Raw genomic sequence first — 16,336 nt, 5'->3', positions numbered from 1 at the left:
CGTGACCACCATCGAGAAGACCGCGGACGACGCCGTCCGCGAGGGCGCGGGCGACGGCGGCACCCCGCTGCTGGAAGTCCGTGATCTGCATGTGGAGTTCCACACCAGGGACGGTGTCGCCAAGGCCGTCAACGGCGTCAACTACGACGTCCACGCCGGTGAGACGCTCGCCGTCCTCGGCGAGTCCGGCTCCGGCAAGTCGGTGACCGCCCAGGCGATCATGGGCATCCTGGACATGCCGCCCGGGAGGATCCCCCAGGGGCAGATCCTGTTCCGGGGCGAGGACATGCTCACCATGTCGGCCGAGGACCGCCGGAAGATCCGCGGCCGCAAGATCGCCATGATCTTCCAGGACGCGCTCTCGGCGCTGAACCCGGTGCTCTCCGTGGGCTATCAGCTCGGCGAGATGTTCCGGGTCCACCAGGGCCTGTCCAAGAAGGACGCCAAGGCCAAGGCCATCGAGCTGATGGACCGGGTCCGTATCCCGGCGGCCAAGGAGCGGGTGGGCGACTACCCGCACCAGTTCTCCGGCGGTATGCGCCAGCGCATCATGATCGCCATGGCGATGGCGCTGGAGCCGGACCTGATCATCGCCGACGAGCCCACCACCGCCCTGGACGTGACCGTCCAGGCTCAGGTGATGGACCTGCTCGCGGAGCTCCAGCGCGAGTACCACATGGGTCTGATCCTGATCACCCATGACCTGGGTGTGGTGGCGGACGTCGCCGACAAGATCGCCGTGATGTACGCGGGCCGGATCGTCGAGACCGCCCCCGTGCACGAGCTCTACAAGCGCCCGGCCCACCCCTATACCCAGGGTCTGCTGGAGTCCATCCCGCGCCTGGACCGCAAGGGGCAGGAGCTCTACGCGATCAAGGGGCTGCCGCCCAATCTGCTCAAGATCCCCACGGGCTGCGCCTTCAACCCGCGCTGCCCCAGGGCCGAGGACATCTGCCGTACGGAGGTCCCCGCCCTGGTGCCGGTCACCGAGCAGGACGGCACGGAGCTGCCGGGCCGCGGCAGCGCCTGCCACTTCTGGAAGGAGACCATCCATGGCTGACACCGAGAAGAACGACAAGGCCATGGAACCGGCCGCGGACGCCACCCCCAACGTCACGGAGGTGGAGACGGTCGAGGCGGCCACCGAGGACGAGGCCGTCGCCGCGATCGAGGCGAAGGTCGACCGGGGCGAGCCGATCCTCCAGGTGCGCAACCTGGTCAAGCACTTCCCGCTGACCCAGGGCATCCTCTTCAAGCGGCAGATCGGCGCGGTCAAGGCGGTCGACGGCGTCTCCTTCGACCTCTACCAGGGCGAGACGCTCGGCATCGTCGGCGAGTCCGGCTGTGGCAAGTCCACCGTCGCCAAGCTGCTGATGACCCTGGAGACCGCCACCGCGGGCGAGGTCTTCTACAAGGGCCAGGACATCACCCGGCTGTCGGGCCGCGCGCTGCGCGCGGTCCGCCGCAACATCCAGATGGTGTTCCAGGATCCCTACACCTCGCTCAACCCCCGTATGACCGTGGGCGACATCATCGGGGAGCCCTTCGAGATCCACCCCGAGGTGGCCCCGAAGGGCGACCGCCGCCGCAAGGTCCAGGACCTCCTGGACGTGGTGGGCCTCAACCCCGAGTACATCAACCGCTACCCCCACCAGTTCTCCGGCGGCCAGCGCCAGCGCATCGGCATCGCCCGCGGCCTCGCCCTCAACCCGGAGATCATCATCTGCGACGAGCCGGTCTCCGCGCTCGACGTCTCCGTCCAGGCACAGGTCATCAACCTGATGGAGGGCCTCCAGGACGAGTTCAACCTGTCCTACATCTTCATCGCCCACGACCTGTCCATCGTCCGGCACATCTCCGACCGGGTCGGCGTGATGTACCTGGGCAAGATGGCCGAGATCGGCTCCGACACCGAGATCTACGACCACCCGACGCACCCCTACACCCAGGCGCTGCTGTCGGCCGTCCCGGTCCCGGACCCGGAGTCGCGCGAGGGCCGCGAACGCATCATCCTCACCGGCGACGTCCCCTCCCCGGCCAACCCGCCGTCCGGCTGCCGCTTCCGCACCCGCTGCTGGAAGGCCGAGGACAAATGCGCCCAGGAGGTCCCCCTCCTGGCCATCCCACAGCGCTTCGCCGGCACGGACTCCCCCGCGGCACACGAGTCGGCGTGCCACTTCGCGGAGGAGAAGGACGTGGTTCACGCCTAGCGCTACCGCGCGGGGTGCGTAATGCCACGAGGGCCCGCTCGGACCGTGATCAGCACGGTCCGAGCGGGCCCTCGCGGTCGTTCAGGCCCCGTCCGACTCGGGCCAATGCCGCACGGAATCGCTCACGCCGCGACCTCGCGACGCGCGGCGTCCAACAGCACTCCGATCTCGGCAGCGGCACACCGGGCGTCCTCGACGCTGGACGCCTCTGCGACAGCGGTCTCCAACTCGTGGAGCCGTCGGGCCCGCTCGGGATAGCGCCGCAGAGCCACGAATATTCCCCAGCGCTGGAGGAAGGTGTGCATGGGGACGGTGCTGTCGGTCTGCACCGCCTCCTGCCAGGCGCTGTGGAACTCCTCTTCGAACCGGACAGCCGCGCTCAGGCCCAGGGAGCGCACGGCGACCCGCAGGGCCTGTTCGGTCAGCGGCGGCATGGGGAACAGCGGCTCGTCGTGGGAGTCCTCTATAGGCTGTGTGCTCACGGCGCTGTCTCCTCCGATGTGCCGTAGGTCGTCCACGCAGGGTGATCGCTGGGGGCCGATGTTCATCCAATTTGCCCCGTCGCGGGTGGCGGCGGGTTCAGTCTGATCTTGCAAGGAATCCCGGGTCTTTAGACGCGGGGGGAATTGCATCCTGAGCCGGGCAGCGCGGAGCGCCGCCGCATCGCTTGATAAAGCTCTCACGATGAAGCCGCGCTCAGTCCGGGCGTTTCTGGTTCTCGATGTATTCCTTGACCATGGCCTGTGGTGCGCCGCCGCAGGAGCCGGCGAAGTAGGACGGGGACCAGAAGTGTTCGCCCCACAGGTACTGGTTGATGTGGTCGGGGAAGTCCTGGCGTAGGCGGCGGGCGGAGACGCCCTTGAGGCTGCCGACGAGTTTGGACAGTGTGACCGTGGGCGGATAGTGCACGAGCAGGTGTACGTGGTTGGTCTCACCGTTGAACTCCCGCAGCTCTGCGCCGAAGTCGGTGCAGACCTTCCGCATGACCTCCTCGCACCTGGTGAGGATGGCGCCGTCGAAGACTTTCCGCCGGTACTTCGGTGTGAAGACCAAATGAGCATGGAGGGCATGTATGACACTTCTTCCCCTGCGTACATCGGAGTTTGACTCCCAGCGCGGTGACATAGGCCAATGCTACGATCGGGCCCGTGAAGATCGTGACACAGGTGAAGCTGGTGCCGGATGCCGTGCAGGCTCCGGCATTTGAGCGCACCCTGCCCGCGATCAACGAGGCCGCGAACTGGGTCTCTGCCCTGTCCTTCGAGCACTTCGGGCTCAAGGGCAGCGTGCGCGAGCTGCGGAAACGGTGCTACGGCGAGCTGAAGGCCCGTGGGTTCGGGGCACAGGCCGCGCAGCACATCATCAAGCGCGTGGCCGACGCCTATACGACGCTGCGGGCCAACATCAAGGCCGGGAACCTCGGTCCCGAGCACTCCAAGCGCCGGCGCAAGGCGGAGTGCAAGCCGGTCGTCTTCCGCCCGCACGCCGCGCACACCTTCGACGACCGATGCCTGAGCTGGAACTTCGACACCCGGACCGTGAGCATCTGGACCCTGGACGGCCGCATCAAGAACGTGCCCTTCGCCTGCTCACCCGGCGCTCTCAAGCAGCTTGCCGAACACCGCCAGGGCGAATCCGACCTGGTATTCCGCGACGGCAAATGGTTCCTGATCGCCACCTGCGAGATCCCCGAAGCGCCCCGGTTCGAGCCGAAGGGCTTCATCGGCGTGGACCGGGGCATCACCAACCTCGCCACCACCTCCGACGGAGACAACCATTCCGGACGCCGTCTGGGACGGTACCGCCGCTGGCAGGCCCGCAAAAAGGTCGAACTCCAAGCCAGGCAGACCCGCAGCGCCAAGCAGCTCCTCAAGAAGCGTGCCCGCCGCGAGGCCCGCCACGCGACCCACACCAACCACAAGATCGCCAAGACTGTCGTTGCTGTCGCCCAACGCACCGCACGCGGCCTCGCCCTGGAACAGCTGACGGGCATCCGCGAGCGGGTCACGGTTCCCCGCGACCAGCGAGCACGCCAGTCCTCCTGGCCTTTCCACCAGCTCGGCTCGTTCATCGCCTACAAGGCCAAACGCGCCGGAGTACCGTTTATCGAGGTGGACCCGGCCTACACCTCGCAGCGCTGCCCGCGCTGCGGCCACACCGAGAGAGCCAACCGGCCCACGCGAGACCACTTCCACTGTCGTCGGTGCGGCCTCGCTGGGCCGGCCGACCACGTCGCCGGGGCCAACATCGCACAGCGAGGGGCCACGGCGTGGGTATTCGTCAACATGCCCGACCCGGCCCCCGCATAGCGCGGGGACCGGTAAATGTGACCCGTGACCGTCCTGCCGTAGGGGACAGTCGGGAGCATAAGCAGAGCCGCAGCGAACCGAGTCAACAAGCTCGGTCGTTTACGGCCGAGTAGTTGACCGTGAACCATACGGCCTTGCCGGTTACTCCCGCGTCCTTGTCGGTGTAGTCGTGCACGCCCCAGGTGTCGGAGTACGACTCGACGAGCGACAGACCCCGGCCGTTCTCGTCGTCGGTCCGCGCCGTCACCGGCTGCGGCAGCCCGTCACCGGAGTCCCACACGGTGACCCGGAAGTCGGACGGCGACGGCTCCCAGTCCATGCTGACGTACGCGTCGGTGGTGGTGTTCCGGTACGCGTTGGTGACCAGCTCCGGCACGAGCAACTCGGCCGTGTCCACGATGCAGTCGAGCCGCGCCACCCTCAGGATGTGACGGATGGTGGCCCGTACGACGCCCACGGCGCGCGGGTCGTGGGGGATGAACAGGCCGTAGGACCAGGGCTCTTCGGGCATGCGCATGGGGCAGCCTCCGGTTGAGTGCCTATTGTGACTGGCGCCATACGTAAGGTAGCCAACGAGGTTGTGAATCCACAACCTCGTTGGTCCGGTGGATCCTGCGGCATACTGCTGAGCGATATCGAGGAGGGGCGCATGGGGCTCAGGGCAAACCCCACGTATCGTCAGCGTCGGTTCGGCGCGGAAGTCCGCAAGTTGCGCGAGCGAGCAGGGCTGACGGTGGGGGAGGGTGCGGCGGTTATGGGGATGCGGCAGTCGCACATCAGTAACGTCGAGTCTGGCCGGACAGGTCTGTCGCCGGAACGGGTGCGCGCTCTCGCGGGGGCTGGCGGTAGTGAAGACTCAACGTACGTTGACGCGCTGGCCGCGATCGGGCAGGTGTCGGGCAAGGGGTGGTGGACGGAGTACCGGGACCGTGTGCGGCCGTCACTGCTTGACGTCGCCGAGTTGGAGGCTGGTGCCCGAGCTCTCCACTGCTACGAGCCCATGTTCGTACCTGGGCTGTTGCAGACTCCCGAGTACGCGGCGGCAATCCACCGCGCCGGATACGTCCGCACATCCCGGCGAGAGGATGACCTGGCCATCGAATTCCGGCTGAAGCGCCAGCAGGTACTGCTCGGCGAGAGCGCTCCTCGACTCCGCGTGGTCGTCCACGAAGCGGCCCTTCGTGCGACGTTGGGCAGCCCTCGTCTTATGCGGGGTCAGTTGCTGCGACTGATCGAGGTGTCGCGTCTGCCGAACGTGACCCTTCAGATCATGCCCTTCGATGGGCCGGTGCCGTTCGGCACCTCCTTCACGCTGGTCCAGCCCGAGGTGTGGGAACTGAGCACCGTGGTCGTGGGACATGTGGAGAAGTCGCTCTACCTGGGGGATCACAGCGATCTTGTTCGGTACGGCGACGCCTTCGCTAAGGTGTGCGAGGTGGCGTTGCCTCCCGTGGATGCAACGGTTTCGCCGGAGGCGCATGACGCCAAGGACTCGCTGGGCCTCATCCAGCGACTCCTATATCCCCTGCTCTAGGAGGGCGCTGATGACTCACCTCAGGTGGCGCAAGTCGAGCTTCAGCGAAGGGCATTCCGATACGTGCGTGGAACTCGCCGCAGACCCCACGGGAACCCCCCACCTCCGCGAGAGCGACGACCCGGAGGTCGTCATATCCCCGGCCCCCGCCGCGCTCAGCGCGTTCCTGCGGGCCGCGAGGGCGGGGGAGTTCGACCGGCTCGGCGGCTGATCGCCGCCGTGACGATCACTTCGCCGGCATGTAGCAGACCCGGTGGCCCGAGACCCAGACCTTGTAGGTCTTACCGTGGTGCGTGACTGTCTTGGTGTGGGCCTTGATGTCCTTACAATGCTTGCCCTTCATGGTGGGCGACGGCGTGGGCGAGGGCGCGGCCCCATCCCGGTGGACGTTCGCCTTGGTGTGCGTCGCCGACACGGTGGGCGTCGCGAAAGCGGTACCCGGGGCGGCCACTGCTGCGCCACCGGCCAGCACAGCCGCCGCCGCACTGGTTGCCAAGGCGCGTACGATCGGACTCCGCATCACGGTCACCTTCTCGGATCGTCTCTCAACTGCCTCATTTCATTGTTCGCCCGCTTCTGGTGAGCATGCATGTGGATCAGTGTGGGGCTCTGGGACGGGGCCGTAGGCGGCGGCGGGTGCGGCCGTCGACCAGGCCCAGTAGCGGTCGCCGTAAGACCAGTGCCACCACTCGGTGGGGTAGTTGACCATGCCGGCCGAGGACAGCGCCTCGATCATGATCGCCCTGTTCTCACGGGCCCGTTCGGACAGGCCGGGGGCGTGGGTGTAGCAGGCCCCGCCGCTCTCCTCCGGAGTGGCGGCCTCCGGACTGCCCATGTCGATCTCCGCACCGTCGCGTGTGCATACGGTGAGGTCGATCGCCGCCCCGGCGACGTGTCCGGCCGTCTCCGCCGGGGCGCACCAGCGGCTGGCCGCCGTCCGGATCCGCTCCTCGTCGGCGCCCGGATCCAGCTTCCGTAGCGTGGTCGCGTAGCCGTCGAAGATCTGCTGCTGGAGCGCCGGGGGTCGGTATCCCTCGATGAGCAGCCACCGCCAGCTGTTCGGCAGTGACTTCTCGGCCCGCTCCAGCCGTTCGGCGACCCCGGCCCGGAGGTACGCGAAGTGTCCCGCCGGATCGGCTCGCCGAGCGTCCACGCGCAGCCGCCCGCGGCAGTCGACCAGCGGTTCGCCGCATTCGCGTACCGGCACCGCTCCCACACGTGGGTCGCTGATCAGGACGATCCGCGGATCTGTGGGGAAGGGCGAGGTGGTCAAGAGCCGCTCCTCGGGTCTCGGGCGGGCCGGTCCGTCGCCCCACAACCTGCCCGTCTTCTCACTCGGGTGAACCGAGCCCGGCGGGCGCCCGAAACGCGCAGTCCGCCGCACGTGCTCGACCGGCTCGGCGGCCGAGCAAGCACGGTGACTGTGCAGCAGGGCTGAATGGTCGCTCCCCATACACGACCCCCGCCGCGCTCGGCGCGTTCCTGCGGGCCGCGAAGGCGGGGACACTGGACCGCCCTTCCGAAAATGCTTGATCTGGCGCAACTAATTTGTCAAACGTTTTCGAGGGGGCACCCCACCCCCCCCGGCAATCCGGAGCCGGTCCGGTGGTCCGGCGACGGCCTCGGCCTCCGAGCACCGGCGCCGCCACCAACGCTCACCCCCAGAGCCCGGTGCCGGCGGCGGCGCCCAGCCCCCCACCCCCCGACCCATGCTCAAATGCGCCGAAGGCGCGAGACGGCGCCGCGCTCTGCCTCGTAGGGTCGTGGCATGACTGCCCCTCACTCACTGGTCTATCAGGAGTACTACACCCGCACCCCTTTCCAGCTCTTGACGAGCGCTGGGTGGAAGCGACTGGTGGCCTTCCGAGCCGATGAGTCCGGTATCACCCTGGGCGGCGCCGCAGTGCGATACCACCGGTTCCTGGCCGTCGTGCCGTGGCGGGACATCGAAGCCGTCGTGGTGTGGGCCACGCAAACCCGCACGGAGAAGCCGGTACCGTACATAAGTCTGAAGCTGCGGCCGGGCGTTCCCGCCCCTCCTGGCCCCAACCGGAAGCTCACCCAGCAGTTCGCCGCGGGTTTCGCACCGCACCTCGAGTACGAGGTCGTCAGGAACAGCCGGCGCATCGTCCTTTGGAAGGTCGATCAGGCCCGGCTCACCGCCGCAGTCCAGGCGTTCGCGCCCCAAGTTCAGCTGCGTGTCCACCCGGTGCACCGGGAGCGACCAGGGCAGGGCGGCGCGGTGGGACGCGGGTCCGGCGCGAGCATATTCGACATCTTGCCCTGAACATCATGCCCTGACCTCGGCGCGCTCCTCCGCGAAGTGGCATGCCGACGCATGAGCAGCCGGGCCCGACAGCCCCGGCGGGGCCGTCAGCGTCGGCACCTCCACCGCGCAGCGGTCCTGGGCCTTCCAGCAGCGGGTGCGGAAGCGGCAGCCGGAGGGCGGGTTGGCCGGGGAGGGGACGTCGCCGGTGAGCAGGATGCGTGTGCGGGGCTCACGCGACTCCGGCTCCGGGTCCGGGACCGGGACGGCCGACAGCAGGGCCTGGGTGTAGGGGTGCGTCGGGTGGTCGTAGATCTCGGGGCCGGTGCCCGTTTCGGCGATACGGCCCAGGTACATCACGGCCACCCGGTCGGAGATATGCCGCACCACCGACAGGTCGTGGGCGATGAAGATGTAGGACAGGTTGAACTCGTCCTGGAGGCTCTCCATCAGGTTGACCACCTGTGCCTGGACCGAGACGTCCAGCGCCGAGACCGGTTCGTCCGCGACGATGACCTCCGGCCGCAGCGCCAGGCCGCGGGCGATGCCGATGCGCTGGCGCTGGCCGCCGGAGAACTGGTGGGGGTAGCGGTTGATGTGCTCGGGGTTGAGGCCCACGACGTCCAGGAGGTCCTGGACCGCCCGTCGCCGGTTGCCTTTCGGGGTCGCCTCCGGGTGGATCTCGAAGGGTTCGGCGACGATGTCGCCCACGGTCATACGGGGGTTGAGCGAGGTGTACGGGTCCTGGAACACCATCTGGATGTTGCGGCGGACCGCACGCAGTGCCCGGCCCGACAGCCGGGTGATGTCCTCGCCCCGGTAGTGGATCGTCCCGGCGGTCGGCCGCTCCAGGCTGACCAGCAGTCTGGCGACCGTGGACTTGCCGCAGCCGGACTCGCCGACGATGCCGAGCGTCTCCCCGCGCCGCAGGGCGAAGGAGACCGTGTCGACCGCCCGGACCGCGCCGGTCCGGCGCTTCACCAGCACCCCCCGCGTCAGCGGATAGTGCTTGGCGAGATCGCGGACCTCGAGGACCGGCTCAGTGGTCCCGGCCTCAGGCATTGACGGCGTCGAGGGCATCGAGTTCGTCCTTCCAGAAGTGACAGGCGCTGGTCCGCCCGCCCGCCGCCGGGGATGTGCCGGACGCAGGGGTCGCACCCGCCGTCGTCACCTCGTACAGTGGCGGCCGTTCCACGCGGCAGACCCCCTGGGCGCGCGGGCAGCGGGGGTGGAAGGGGCAGCCGGGGGGCAGGGCGAGCGGGCTGGGCGGCGCGCCCTTGATCGCGTAGAGCTTCCCGCCACGGTGACCTCCGTGGCTCCCGTGACTCTCATGACCCCCGTGACGCCCGTGATCCCCGTGATCCCCGTGACCCCGGCGGGCCTGCCCGCCCCCGTGGTCCACGCGCGGCACGGAGTCCAGCAGTCCGCGGGTGTAGGGGTGGGCGGGGCGGCGGTAGAGGTCGCGCACCGGCGCGGTCTCCACGATCCGGCCCGCGTACATCACGGCGATGGTGTCGGCCACGTCCGCGACCACGCCCAGGTCATGGGTGATCAGGACGAGCCCCATCGCGTACTCCCTGCGCAACTCCGCGAGCAGGTCCATGACCTGCGCCTGGACCGTGACGTCCAGCGCGGTGGTCGGCTCGTCGGCGATGATCAGGTCCGGCTCCAGCGCGATCGCCATGGCGATCATGATGCGCTGGCGCATCCCGCCGGAGAACTGGTGCGGATAGTCCCCGGCCCGCTGCCCCGCCGCCGGGATGCGGACCCGGTCCATCAGCTCGACCGCCCGCCGCCGGGCGTCCCCGCGCGACATCCCCCGGTGCACCTCGTACATCTCGGCGAGCTGAGCGCCCACGGTGAGCACCGGGTTGAGGGCGGAGAGCGCGTCCTGGAAGATCATCGCCATCGCGGCGCCCCGGATCCGGCGGCGCTGCTCCGCACGCATCGTCAGCAGGTCCCGCCCCCGGAACAGCACCTCACCGCCGGTGATCCGGCCGGGCGGGGAGTCGAGGATGCCCATGACCGCCTGCGCGGTCACCGACTTGCCGGACCCCGACTCGCCCAGTACGGCGAGGGTGCGGCCCGCGTCCACGCCGTAGCTCACCCCGCCGACGGCCTCGGCGATCCCGTCCCGGGTGCGGAATTGCACGTGCAGGTCGCGTACCTCCAGCAGGCGCGTCACGGCAGGTCAGCTCCTCATAGCGGCTTGGGGTCGAGCCATCGCGGCTTGGGGTCGAGCCATCGCGGCTTGGGGTCGAGCTAGCGCAACTTGGGGTCGAGTCCTCGCAGCCGGGGGTCCAGCCATCGCGGCTTGGGACCGAGTCCTCGCGGCTCGGCGGCAAGCCATCGTGGCAAGGGGCCGAGTCAGCCCAGCTCCGGGCCGAGTCATCCCAGCTCCGGGCCGAGTCACCCCAACTTCGGGCCGGGTCATCGCAGCTTGGGGTCGAGCGCGTCCCGCACCGCGTCCCCGAGCATGATGAACGCGAGCACCGTGATGGACAGCGCCCCCGCGGGCCACAGCAGCATGTGCGGGGCGTTGCGGATCTGGGTGGCGGCGGACGAGATGTCGATCCCCCAGGAGACGGTGGGCGGTTTGAGCCCCACGCCCAGGAACGACAGCGTGGCCTCCAGCGAGATGTAGGTGCCCAGCGCGATGGTGGCGACGACGATCACGGGGGCCACCGCGTTGGGCGCGATATGGCGCAGCAGCGTCCGGCCGCTGCTCGCGCCGAGCGCCCGCGCCGCCTGCACATAGTCGTGCTCCTTGACGGTCACCACCGAGCCGCGGGCGATCCGGGAGATCTGCGGCCAGCCAAGCAGCACGATGAAGCCCACCACCGGCCAGACCGAACCGCTGGTGACCACCGACAGGAAGACCAGCCCGCCCAGCAGGATCGGGATGCCGAAGAAGACATCGGCGATCCGCGAGAGCAGCGCGTCCCACCAGCCGCCGAAGTACCCGGCGAGCCCGCCCAGCGCACTGCCGAGCAGCGCCGCGCCGAGGGTGGCGCAGATGCCGACGGTGATGGAGGCGCGGGCGCCGTAGACCGTACGGGTGTAGACATCGCGGCCCTGGAGGTCGTAGCCGAAGGGGTGGCCGGGGGCCGGGCCGTCCTGCGCCCTGGCGAGGTCGCCGTGGTACGGGTTGCCGCTCGCGATCAGCTGCGGCCAGATCGCGATGACGACGAGGAAGAGGATGATCAGCGCGGAGACGATGAAGACGGGGTTGCGGCGCAGATCGTGCCAGGCGTCCGACCACAGCCCCCGCCCGGTGGGCGCGGCCGGTCCGCCGAGGCGGTGGCCGGGCTCCTTGCGCCAGGGGAGGGTGAGGCGCCGCGGCCTGTCCTTCAGGCCCCGCGGGCCGGAGGCGGCGGGGTCCACCGCACCGCCGCCGCCACCACCTCCGCCGGCCGGTGCGATCGCCTCGGTCATGTCGTAGCGCGTGTCAAAGGGCTCAGGCATACCGGATCCTCGGGTCGAGCACGGCGTAGAGGAGGTCGACGAGCAGATTGGCGAGCAGGAAGACGATCACCAAGATGGTCACGAAGCCGACGACGGTCGGCGAGTTCTGGCGCAGGATGCCCTGGTAGAGCTGGTAGCCCACGCCATGGATGTTGAAGATCCGCTCGGTGACGATCGCCCCGCCCATGAGCGCCCCGATGTCCGTGCCGATGAACGTCACCACCGGGATCAGCGAGTTGCGCAGCAGATGGCGAGTGACGATCCGGTGCCGTGGCAGCCCCTTGGCGACTGCGGTGCGGACGTAGTCGGCGCGGGCGTTCTCCACGATGGAGGTACGGGTGAGGCGGGTGGTGAACGCGAGCGACACCAGCCCCAGCACCACCCCGGGCAGCAGCAGTTCGTTCAGCGGCGCCTCCGGGGAGACCGAAGGTCTGGCCCAGCCCCAGCTCACCCCGAACAGATACTGGAGCACCGTGCCGCTGACGAACGTCGGGACGGAGACCACGACCAGGGTGAGCAGCAGCACCGAGGTGTCCAGCCCCCGGCCGCGGCGCAGCCCGCTGAGGACGCCCAGGGTGATGCCCAGCGCCATCTCGAAGACGACCGCGACCACGGTCAGCCGGAGGGTCACGGGGAACGCGCTCGCCATGAGCTCGGTCACCGGCTGCCCGTTGAAGGCCGTACCGAAGTGCCCGCCGAAGATCTGTCCCATGTAGTGCAGGTACTGCCGCCACAGCGGCTCATCCAGGTAGAGCTCCTTGCGGATGCGGGCGGCGGTGGCGGGGTCGGGGGCCTTGTCGCCGAAGAGCGCGGCGACCGGGTCGCCGAGCGCGTACACCATGAAGAAGATCAGGAAGGTGGAGCCGATGAACACTGGAATCATCTGCGCGAGGCGTCGCAGCGCGTAGCGGCCCATGGCTCAGCCGACCCTGATCCGTGCGTAGACCGGCACGCTGAACTGATTGAGCGCCACCTCGCTGAGCCGCTGTGAATAGCCCGCGCTGCCGTTCTGGTACCACAGCGGAATGGCGGGCATCTGCTGGGCGAGGATCTTCTCCGCGTCCCGGAAACCGGCGATGGCCCGGCCGTCGGCGGAGGCGGCGTTGGCCTGGTTCACCAGCCGGTCGAAGCCGGTGTCGCTGAAGTGGCCGTCGTTGGAGGAGGCGCCGGTGTAGTACATCGGCTGGAGGAAGTTCTGGATCAGCGGATAGTCCATCTGCCAGCCGGCCCGGAACGGCCCGGTCATCTTCTTGCCCGCCACCTTGTTGCGGTAGTCGGCGAAGGTACCGACCGGTTTGCCGACACAGGCCCGGTCGTTGCGCAGCACGGTGTTGACGCTGTTGCAGACCGCGTCCACCCACTCCTTGTGGGAGCCGGTGTCCGCGTTGTACGTGATCGTCATCCGGCCGCCGGGCAGCCCGCCGCCCGCCTTGATCAGCTTGCGGGCCCGGACCGGGTCGTAGCGGCAGGCGTCCCCGCACAGCCCCTGCTGATAGCCGCCCTGGTGGCGCAGGACCGGGGAGGTCCAGTCGGTCGCGGGGGTGCGGGTGCCGTGGAAGATCCGCTCGGTGATCTGCGCACGGTTGATCGCCATCGAGATGCCCCGGCGGAGTCCGGCCTTGGCCGGGCCGCTCCAGGCGCGGTCGTACATCGGGAAGGTGAGGGTCTGGATGATCCCGGCGGGCTGGTTGATGTAGCGGTCGCCGAGGTCGGAGCGGACGAACTTCAGCTGCTGCGCCGGGACATCGTCGACCAGATCGAGATTGCCCGCCTGGAGATCGGTGTAGGCGGTGTTGCTGTCGGTGTAGACGCGCAGATCGACGCCCTTGTTACGGGCCTTGTCCGGGCCCGGGTAGCCGCCCCAGGCGCGCAGCTTCATCACCGAGCCCCTGGCGTACGACCGCACCTGGTACGGGCCGTTGCCGATGGGCTTGCGCAGCCAGCCGGCGTGGTCCTCGAAGAACGCCCGGGGCAGCGGCACATAGGCGTTGTAGCCGAGGGTCTTGGGCCAGGTGGAGAACTTCTGGGTGAGCCGGACGGTGAAGGTCCGCTCGTTCCTGACCCGCAGCCCGGAGAGGGTTTTGGCGGTGGGGGCGCCGCCGGTGGCGGGGTGGACCTTGTCGTAGCCCTCGATGTACTCGAAGAAGTAGGCGTTGCGCTGCTGGTGGTCGATCCGGGCGCCGTAGTTCCAGGCGTTCACGAAGGATGCCGCGGTGACCTTCTCCCCGTTGGCGAACCGCCAGCCCTTCTTGAGGGTGACGGTGTAGTTCCGCTGATCGGGGCTTTCGATCCGCTCCGCAAGCGCGTTCTTGGCCTCGCCCGTCTTCGGGTCGTAGCGCTTGAGCCCGCGGAAGATCATGTCGAGGACCTTGCCGCCCTGGACGTCGTTGGTGTTGGCCGGCTCCAGCGGGTTGGGCGGGTCGCCCCAGGAGGAGCGGATGACACCGGCGTCGGCACCGCCGTCCCCGCCGCCGCAGGCCGTCAAGGCCGTCGCGGCCACGAGGGCTGTCGCGGCTGTCACGGCTCTCAGGGCCGTCCTGCTCAAGACCGCCTTGGTCAAGGCCGCCTTGGTCAAGACCGTCCTGGTCAAGGCCGTTTCGGCCAGGGCGGTCCTGGCCGGGGCCGTCCTGGGCAGGGCGACGGGGGAGGGCGTGCGCCGGGCACGCCGGGAATACGGGGCTTCGCGACGCACGGCGCCTCCCGAGGATCCGGTCCAAGATCCGCCTAAGGCCCATCTGACATCCGCCGGGACGGCGGCGCACGTCGATGGCCGCTGTCCGTGGCGGCGGGGCCGGAGGCGAGGGAGGTTGGTGAAGCGCGAGCCGAGCGGTACGTCCCTCGCTCGGCAAGCGCTTTCTGGAGCACTCTCCCGTATCAACAGACCTGATTCAAGCCCCCGTTACCGAGTATTCAATCCATTCACACCAGCCTCCGGGGCCACCCGCCGCACAAGGGCACGCAGGGCGTTTCCCGCGTGACGCGCCACGAGGACTGCCACGAGGAGTGCCATGCGGCGTTTTACGAGGACTGCCACGCGGCGCGCCACGCGGTCGCCGCGGGTCGCGGACGCTCCCCGTCCGCGACCTCCTCTACCGTGCGCGCCATGGAGATCCATCCCTTCCGTATCGACGTCCCCCAGCCCGACCTCGACGATCTGCGGCAACGCCTGGAACGCACCCGCTGGCCGGAGCGGCTCCCGGGCGCCGGCTGGTCCGACGGGGCGTCGCTCGACCATGTCCGCGAGCTGGCCGCGTACTGGGCCACCGGGTTCGACTGGCGGGCGCGGGAGGCGCGGCTGAACGCGTTTCCCCAGTTCACGACGGAGATCGACGGGCAGCGGACGCACTTCCTCCATGTCCGCTCGCCCGAGCCCGCTGCCCTGCCGCTGCTGATCACTCATGGTTGGCCCGGTTCGGTCGCGGAGTTCACCGAGGTCATCGGCCCGCTGACCGATCCGCGCGGCCACGGCGGCGACCCGGCCGACGCCTTCCACGTCGTCATCCCGTCCCTCCCCGGCTTCGCCTTCTCCGCCCCGCCCCGCGAGCCCGGCTGGGGCATCCGCCGTATCGCCACCGCGTGGACGGAGCTGATGCGGCGCCTGGGGTACGAGCGCTATGGCACACAGGGCGGCGACTTCGGCTCGCTGATCTCCCCCGAGGTGGCCCGGGTGGCACCGTCCCGGGTCGTCGGCGTGCACGTCAACGCGCTGGTGACCGTCGGCTCGGCCGACCCGGCCGGGCCGGCGGACCTGACCCCGGCGGAGCGCTCCCGGCTGGCCGGGAGCCAACGCTGGCACCGCGAGCTGTCCGGCTACGCCGCCATCCAGAGCACCCGCCCGCAGACCCTCTCCTACGGCCTCGCCGACTCGCCCGTGGGCCAACTGGCCTGGAACGTGGACTGGTTCGCCGCCCACGGCGACAAACCCGGGGCCCTCGACCGCGACGCGGTCCTGACCAACGTCTCCCTGTACTGGTTCACCAATACGGCGGGCACCTCCGCCCGCCTCTACAAGGAGGCCGCCTCGGTCTGGGGCACACCCCCCGAGCGCTCCGGCGTCCCCACCGGCGTCGCGGTCTTCCGGGGCGACACCGCGATCCGCCGCCTCGCCGAACCCTGGCATGCGATCACCCACTGGTCGGAGTTCGAGACAGGCGGCCACTTCGCGGCGATGGAGGTCCCGGATCTGCTGGTGGACGACGTACGGACGTTCTTCCGCGACCTGCGCTGACCGGGGCCGGTACCGGCGAGCCCGCGCCGGGAGGGGTCCCGGACGGTACGGCGCATGATGGCCCGCCCGTAGCCGAGGTGAAAGCAAGGAAGTTCCGCCATGACCCCTGTGCAAGTCGACTGGCTGTCCATCGTGTTCGGCCCCCTCGCCCTCATCGCCTTCGCGTTCGCCTTCTCCGCGCAGCGCTCCGCGTCCAAGAGGGGCGAGTCCATGCCCGGCTGGGGCAAGACCGTGCAGGGTGTGGGGATGGGCCTCGTACTGTTCGTGGCCTTCAGCAACATGATGTGGGGAGGGTAGTGAGGGGGGTCGACACCGGGCCCGGCC

The 16,336-nt window shown here is 69.3% G+C and carries 18 protein-coding genes; 8 read left to right on the top strand and 10 right to left on the bottom strand.

The features are described 5' to 3' along the window. Nucleotide 1 precedes the first annotated feature (1 nt). Nucleotides 2–1,060 (top strand): ABC transporter ATP-binding protein, encoded by a 1,059-nt coding sequence (locus tag AB0E24_RS02640; RefSeq protein WP_359374505.1) that lies wholly within the window; start codon nt 2–4, stop codon nt 1,058–1,060. After that, entirely contained in the window at nt 1,053–2,210 is a 1,158-nt protein-coding gene (locus AB0E24_RS02635; protein ID WP_069864393.1) for an ABC transporter ATP-binding protein, read from the top strand. The genes AB0E24_RS02640 and AB0E24_RS02635 overlap by 8 nt, the downstream gene beginning before the upstream one ends. 122 nt (nt 2,211–2,332) lie before the next feature. On the opposite strand, the gene AB0E24_RS02630 is transcribed toward AB0E24_RS02635, so the two are convergent. Further along, the gene (locus AB0E24_RS02630) at nt 2,333–2,692 is read right to left on the bottom strand and encodes a hypothetical protein (RefSeq protein WP_069864391.1); all 360 of its coding nucleotides are present in this window, start codon (nt 2,690–2,692) and stop codon (nt 2,333–2,335) included. Nucleotides 2,693–2,906: 214 nt separating this feature from the next. Further along, nucleotides 2,907–3,335: an IS200/IS605 family transposase gene (gene tnpA / locus AB0E24_RS02625; protein WP_359374503.1), complete on the bottom strand. Its 429-nt coding sequence runs from the start codon at nt 3,333–3,335 to the stop codon at nt 2,907–2,909. 23 nt (nt 3,336–3,358) lie between these two features. Here tnpA and AB0E24_RS02620 point away from each other — a divergent pair, with 23 nt between their 5' ends. Continuing rightward, on the top strand, nt 3,359–4,519 hold the full coding sequence (locus tag AB0E24_RS02620) for an RNA-guided endonuclease InsQ/TnpB family protein (RefSeq protein WP_359374501.1): 1,161 nt from the start codon (nt 3,359–3,361) through the stop codon (nt 4,517–4,519). A gap of 82 nt (nt 4,520–4,601) precedes the next feature. Here the strand turns inward: AB0E24_RS02620 and AB0E24_RS02615 are convergent, their stop codons facing one another. Then, complete coding sequence (locus AB0E24_RS02615; protein ID WP_359374499.1) at nt 4,602–5,036, bottom strand: ATP-binding protein; 435 nt, start codon at nt 5,034–5,036, stop codon at nt 4,602–4,604. A 132-nt stretch (nt 5,037–5,168) separates the two neighbouring features. On the opposite strand from AB0E24_RS02615, the gene AB0E24_RS02610 reads away from it, so the two are divergent. Next, nucleotides 5,169–6,053, top strand: coding sequence for a helix-turn-helix domain-containing protein (locus AB0E24_RS02610; RefSeq protein ID WP_079153000.1), 885 nt, complete (start codon nt 5,169–5,171; stop codon nt 6,051–6,053). Further along, nucleotides 5,974–6,264 (top strand): DUF397 domain-containing protein, encoded by a 291-nt coding sequence (locus tag AB0E24_RS02605; RefSeq protein ID WP_331717388.1) that lies wholly within the window; start codon nt 5,974–5,976, stop codon nt 6,262–6,264. Before AB0E24_RS02610 ends, AB0E24_RS02605 begins: the two co-directional genes overlap by 80 nt. A gap of 15 nt (nt 6,265–6,279) precedes the next feature. Here the strand turns inward: AB0E24_RS02605 and AB0E24_RS02600 are convergent, their stop codons facing one another. Both AB0E24_RS02600 and AB0E24_RS02595 read right to left on the bottom strand, forming a co-directional pair. Continuing rightward, entirely contained in the window at nt 6,280–6,573 is a 294-nt protein-coding gene (locus tag AB0E24_RS02600; protein ID WP_141729878.1) for a hypothetical protein, read from the bottom strand. A 39-nt stretch (nt 6,574–6,612) separates the two neighbouring features. Further along, a complete protein-coding gene (locus AB0E24_RS02595) occupies nt 6,613–7,326 on the bottom strand; it encodes a M15 family metallopeptidase (protein WP_102937357.1) in 714 nt (237 codons plus the stop codon). A 495-nt stretch (nt 7,327–7,821) separates the two neighbouring features. On the opposite strand from AB0E24_RS02595, the gene AB0E24_RS02590 reads away from it, so the two are divergent. After that, on the top strand, nt 7,822–8,340 hold the full coding sequence (locus AB0E24_RS02590) for a hypothetical protein (protein ID WP_174884961.1): 519 nt from the start codon (nt 7,822–7,824) through the stop codon (nt 8,338–8,340). Nucleotides 8,341–8,343: 3 nt separating this feature from the next. Here AB0E24_RS02590 and AB0E24_RS02585 read toward each other — a convergent pair whose 3' ends face one another. The 5 genes from AB0E24_RS02585 to AB0E24_RS02565 form a co-directional block, all read right to left on the bottom strand. Continuing rightward, nucleotides 8,344–9,381 carry an ABC transporter ATP-binding protein gene (locus AB0E24_RS02585; RefSeq protein ID WP_359374497.1) on the bottom strand — a complete coding sequence of 346 codons (1,038 nt, stop codon included), beginning with the start codon at nt 9,379–9,381 and terminating at the stop codon, nt 8,344–8,346. Next, nucleotides 9,374–10,504, bottom strand: coding sequence for an ABC transporter ATP-binding protein (locus AB0E24_RS02580; protein WP_359374495.1), 1,131 nt, complete (start codon nt 10,502–10,504; stop codon nt 9,374–9,376). Before AB0E24_RS02580 ends, AB0E24_RS02585 begins: the two co-directional genes overlap by 8 nt. A gap of 245 nt (nt 10,505–10,749) precedes the next feature. Continuing rightward, on the bottom strand, nt 10,750–11,784 hold the full coding sequence (locus AB0E24_RS02575; RefSeq protein WP_359374493.1) for an ABC transporter permease: 1,035 nt from the start codon (nt 11,782–11,784) through the stop codon (nt 10,750–10,752). Further along, nucleotides 11,777–12,700: an ABC transporter permease gene (locus AB0E24_RS02570; protein WP_147967920.1), complete on the bottom strand. Its 924-nt coding sequence runs from the start codon at nt 12,698–12,700 to the stop codon at nt 11,777–11,779. Before AB0E24_RS02570 ends, AB0E24_RS02575 begins: the two co-directional genes overlap by 8 nt. Before the next feature lie 3 nt (nt 12,701–12,703). Further along, nucleotides 12,704–14,305, bottom strand: a complete 1,602-nt coding sequence (locus AB0E24_RS02565; RefSeq protein ID WP_435865237.1) for a peptide ABC transporter substrate-binding protein — start codon at nt 14,303–14,305, stop codon at nt 12,704–12,706. Between the two features lie 582 nt (nt 14,306–14,887). Here AB0E24_RS02565 and AB0E24_RS02560 point away from each other — a divergent pair. Together AB0E24_RS02560 and AB0E24_RS02555 are read left to right on the top strand one after the other, a co-directional pair. Then, nucleotides 14,888–16,012: an epoxide hydrolase family protein gene (locus AB0E24_RS02560; protein WP_359374491.1), complete on the top strand. Its 1,125-nt coding sequence runs from the start codon at nt 14,888–14,890 to the stop codon at nt 16,010–16,012. 99 nt (nt 16,013–16,111) lie between these two features. Beyond that, a complete protein-coding gene (locus tag AB0E24_RS02555) occupies nt 16,112–16,309 on the top strand; it encodes a hypothetical protein (RefSeq protein WP_069864371.1) in 198 nt (65 codons plus the stop codon). Nucleotides 16,310–16,336 lie beyond the last annotated feature (27 nt).

Origin of the sequence: Streptomyces malaysiensis subsp. malaysiensis, assembly GCF_040653035.1 — a bacterium.
Classification (GTDB): domain Bacteria; phylum Actinomycetota; class Actinomycetes; order Streptomycetales; family Streptomycetaceae; genus Streptomyces; species Streptomyces malaysiensis.
Note: the sequence above shows the minus strand (reverse complement) of the source record. Positions and strands in the feature narration are given on the sequence as shown.

Coding starts and splice junctions, on each gene's coding strand:
- AB0E24_RS02635 (WP_069864393.1), top strand. CDS start 1,053: ATGGCTGACACCGAGAAGAACGACAAGGCCATGGAACCGGCCGCGGAC.
- tnpA (WP_359374503.1), bottom strand. CDS start 3,335: ATGTCACCGCGCTGGGAGTCAAACTCCGATGTACGCAGGGGAAGAAGT.
- AB0E24_RS02615 (WP_359374499.1), bottom strand. CDS start 5,036: ATGCGCATGCCCGAAGAGCCCTGGTCCTACGGCCTGTTCATCCCCCAC.
- AB0E24_RS02610 (WP_079153000.1), top strand. CDS start 5,169: ATGGGGCTCAGGGCAAACCCCACGTATCGTCAGCGTCGGTTCGGCGCG.
- AB0E24_RS02605 (WP_331717388.1), top strand. CDS start 5,974: ATGCAACGGTTTCGCCGGAGGCGCATGACGCCAAGGACTCGCTGGGCC.
- AB0E24_RS02600 (WP_141729878.1), bottom strand. CDS start 6,573: ATGCGGAGTCCGATCGTACGCGCCTTGGCAACCAGTGCGGCGGCGGCT.
- AB0E24_RS02590 (WP_174884961.1), top strand. CDS start 7,822: ATGACTGCCCCTCACTCACTGGTCTATCAGGAGTACTACACCCGCACC.
- AB0E24_RS02585 (WP_359374497.1), bottom strand. CDS start 9,381: ATGCCTGAGGCCGGGACCACTGAGCCGGTCCTCGAGGTCCGCGATCTC.
- AB0E24_RS02575 (WP_359374493.1), bottom strand. CDS start 11,784: ATGCCTGAGCCCTTTGACACGCGCTACGACATGACCGAGGCGATCGCA.
- AB0E24_RS02570 (WP_147967920.1), bottom strand. CDS start 12,700: ATGGGCCGCTACGCGCTGCGACGCCTCGCGCAGATGATTCCAGTGTTC.
- AB0E24_RS02560 (WP_359374491.1), top strand. CDS start 14,888: ATGGAGATCCATCCCTTCCGTATCGACGTCCCCCAGCCCGACCTCGAC.
- AB0E24_RS02555 (WP_069864371.1), top strand. CDS start 16,112: ATGACCCCTGTGCAAGTCGACTGGCTGTCCATCGTGTTCGGCCCCCTC.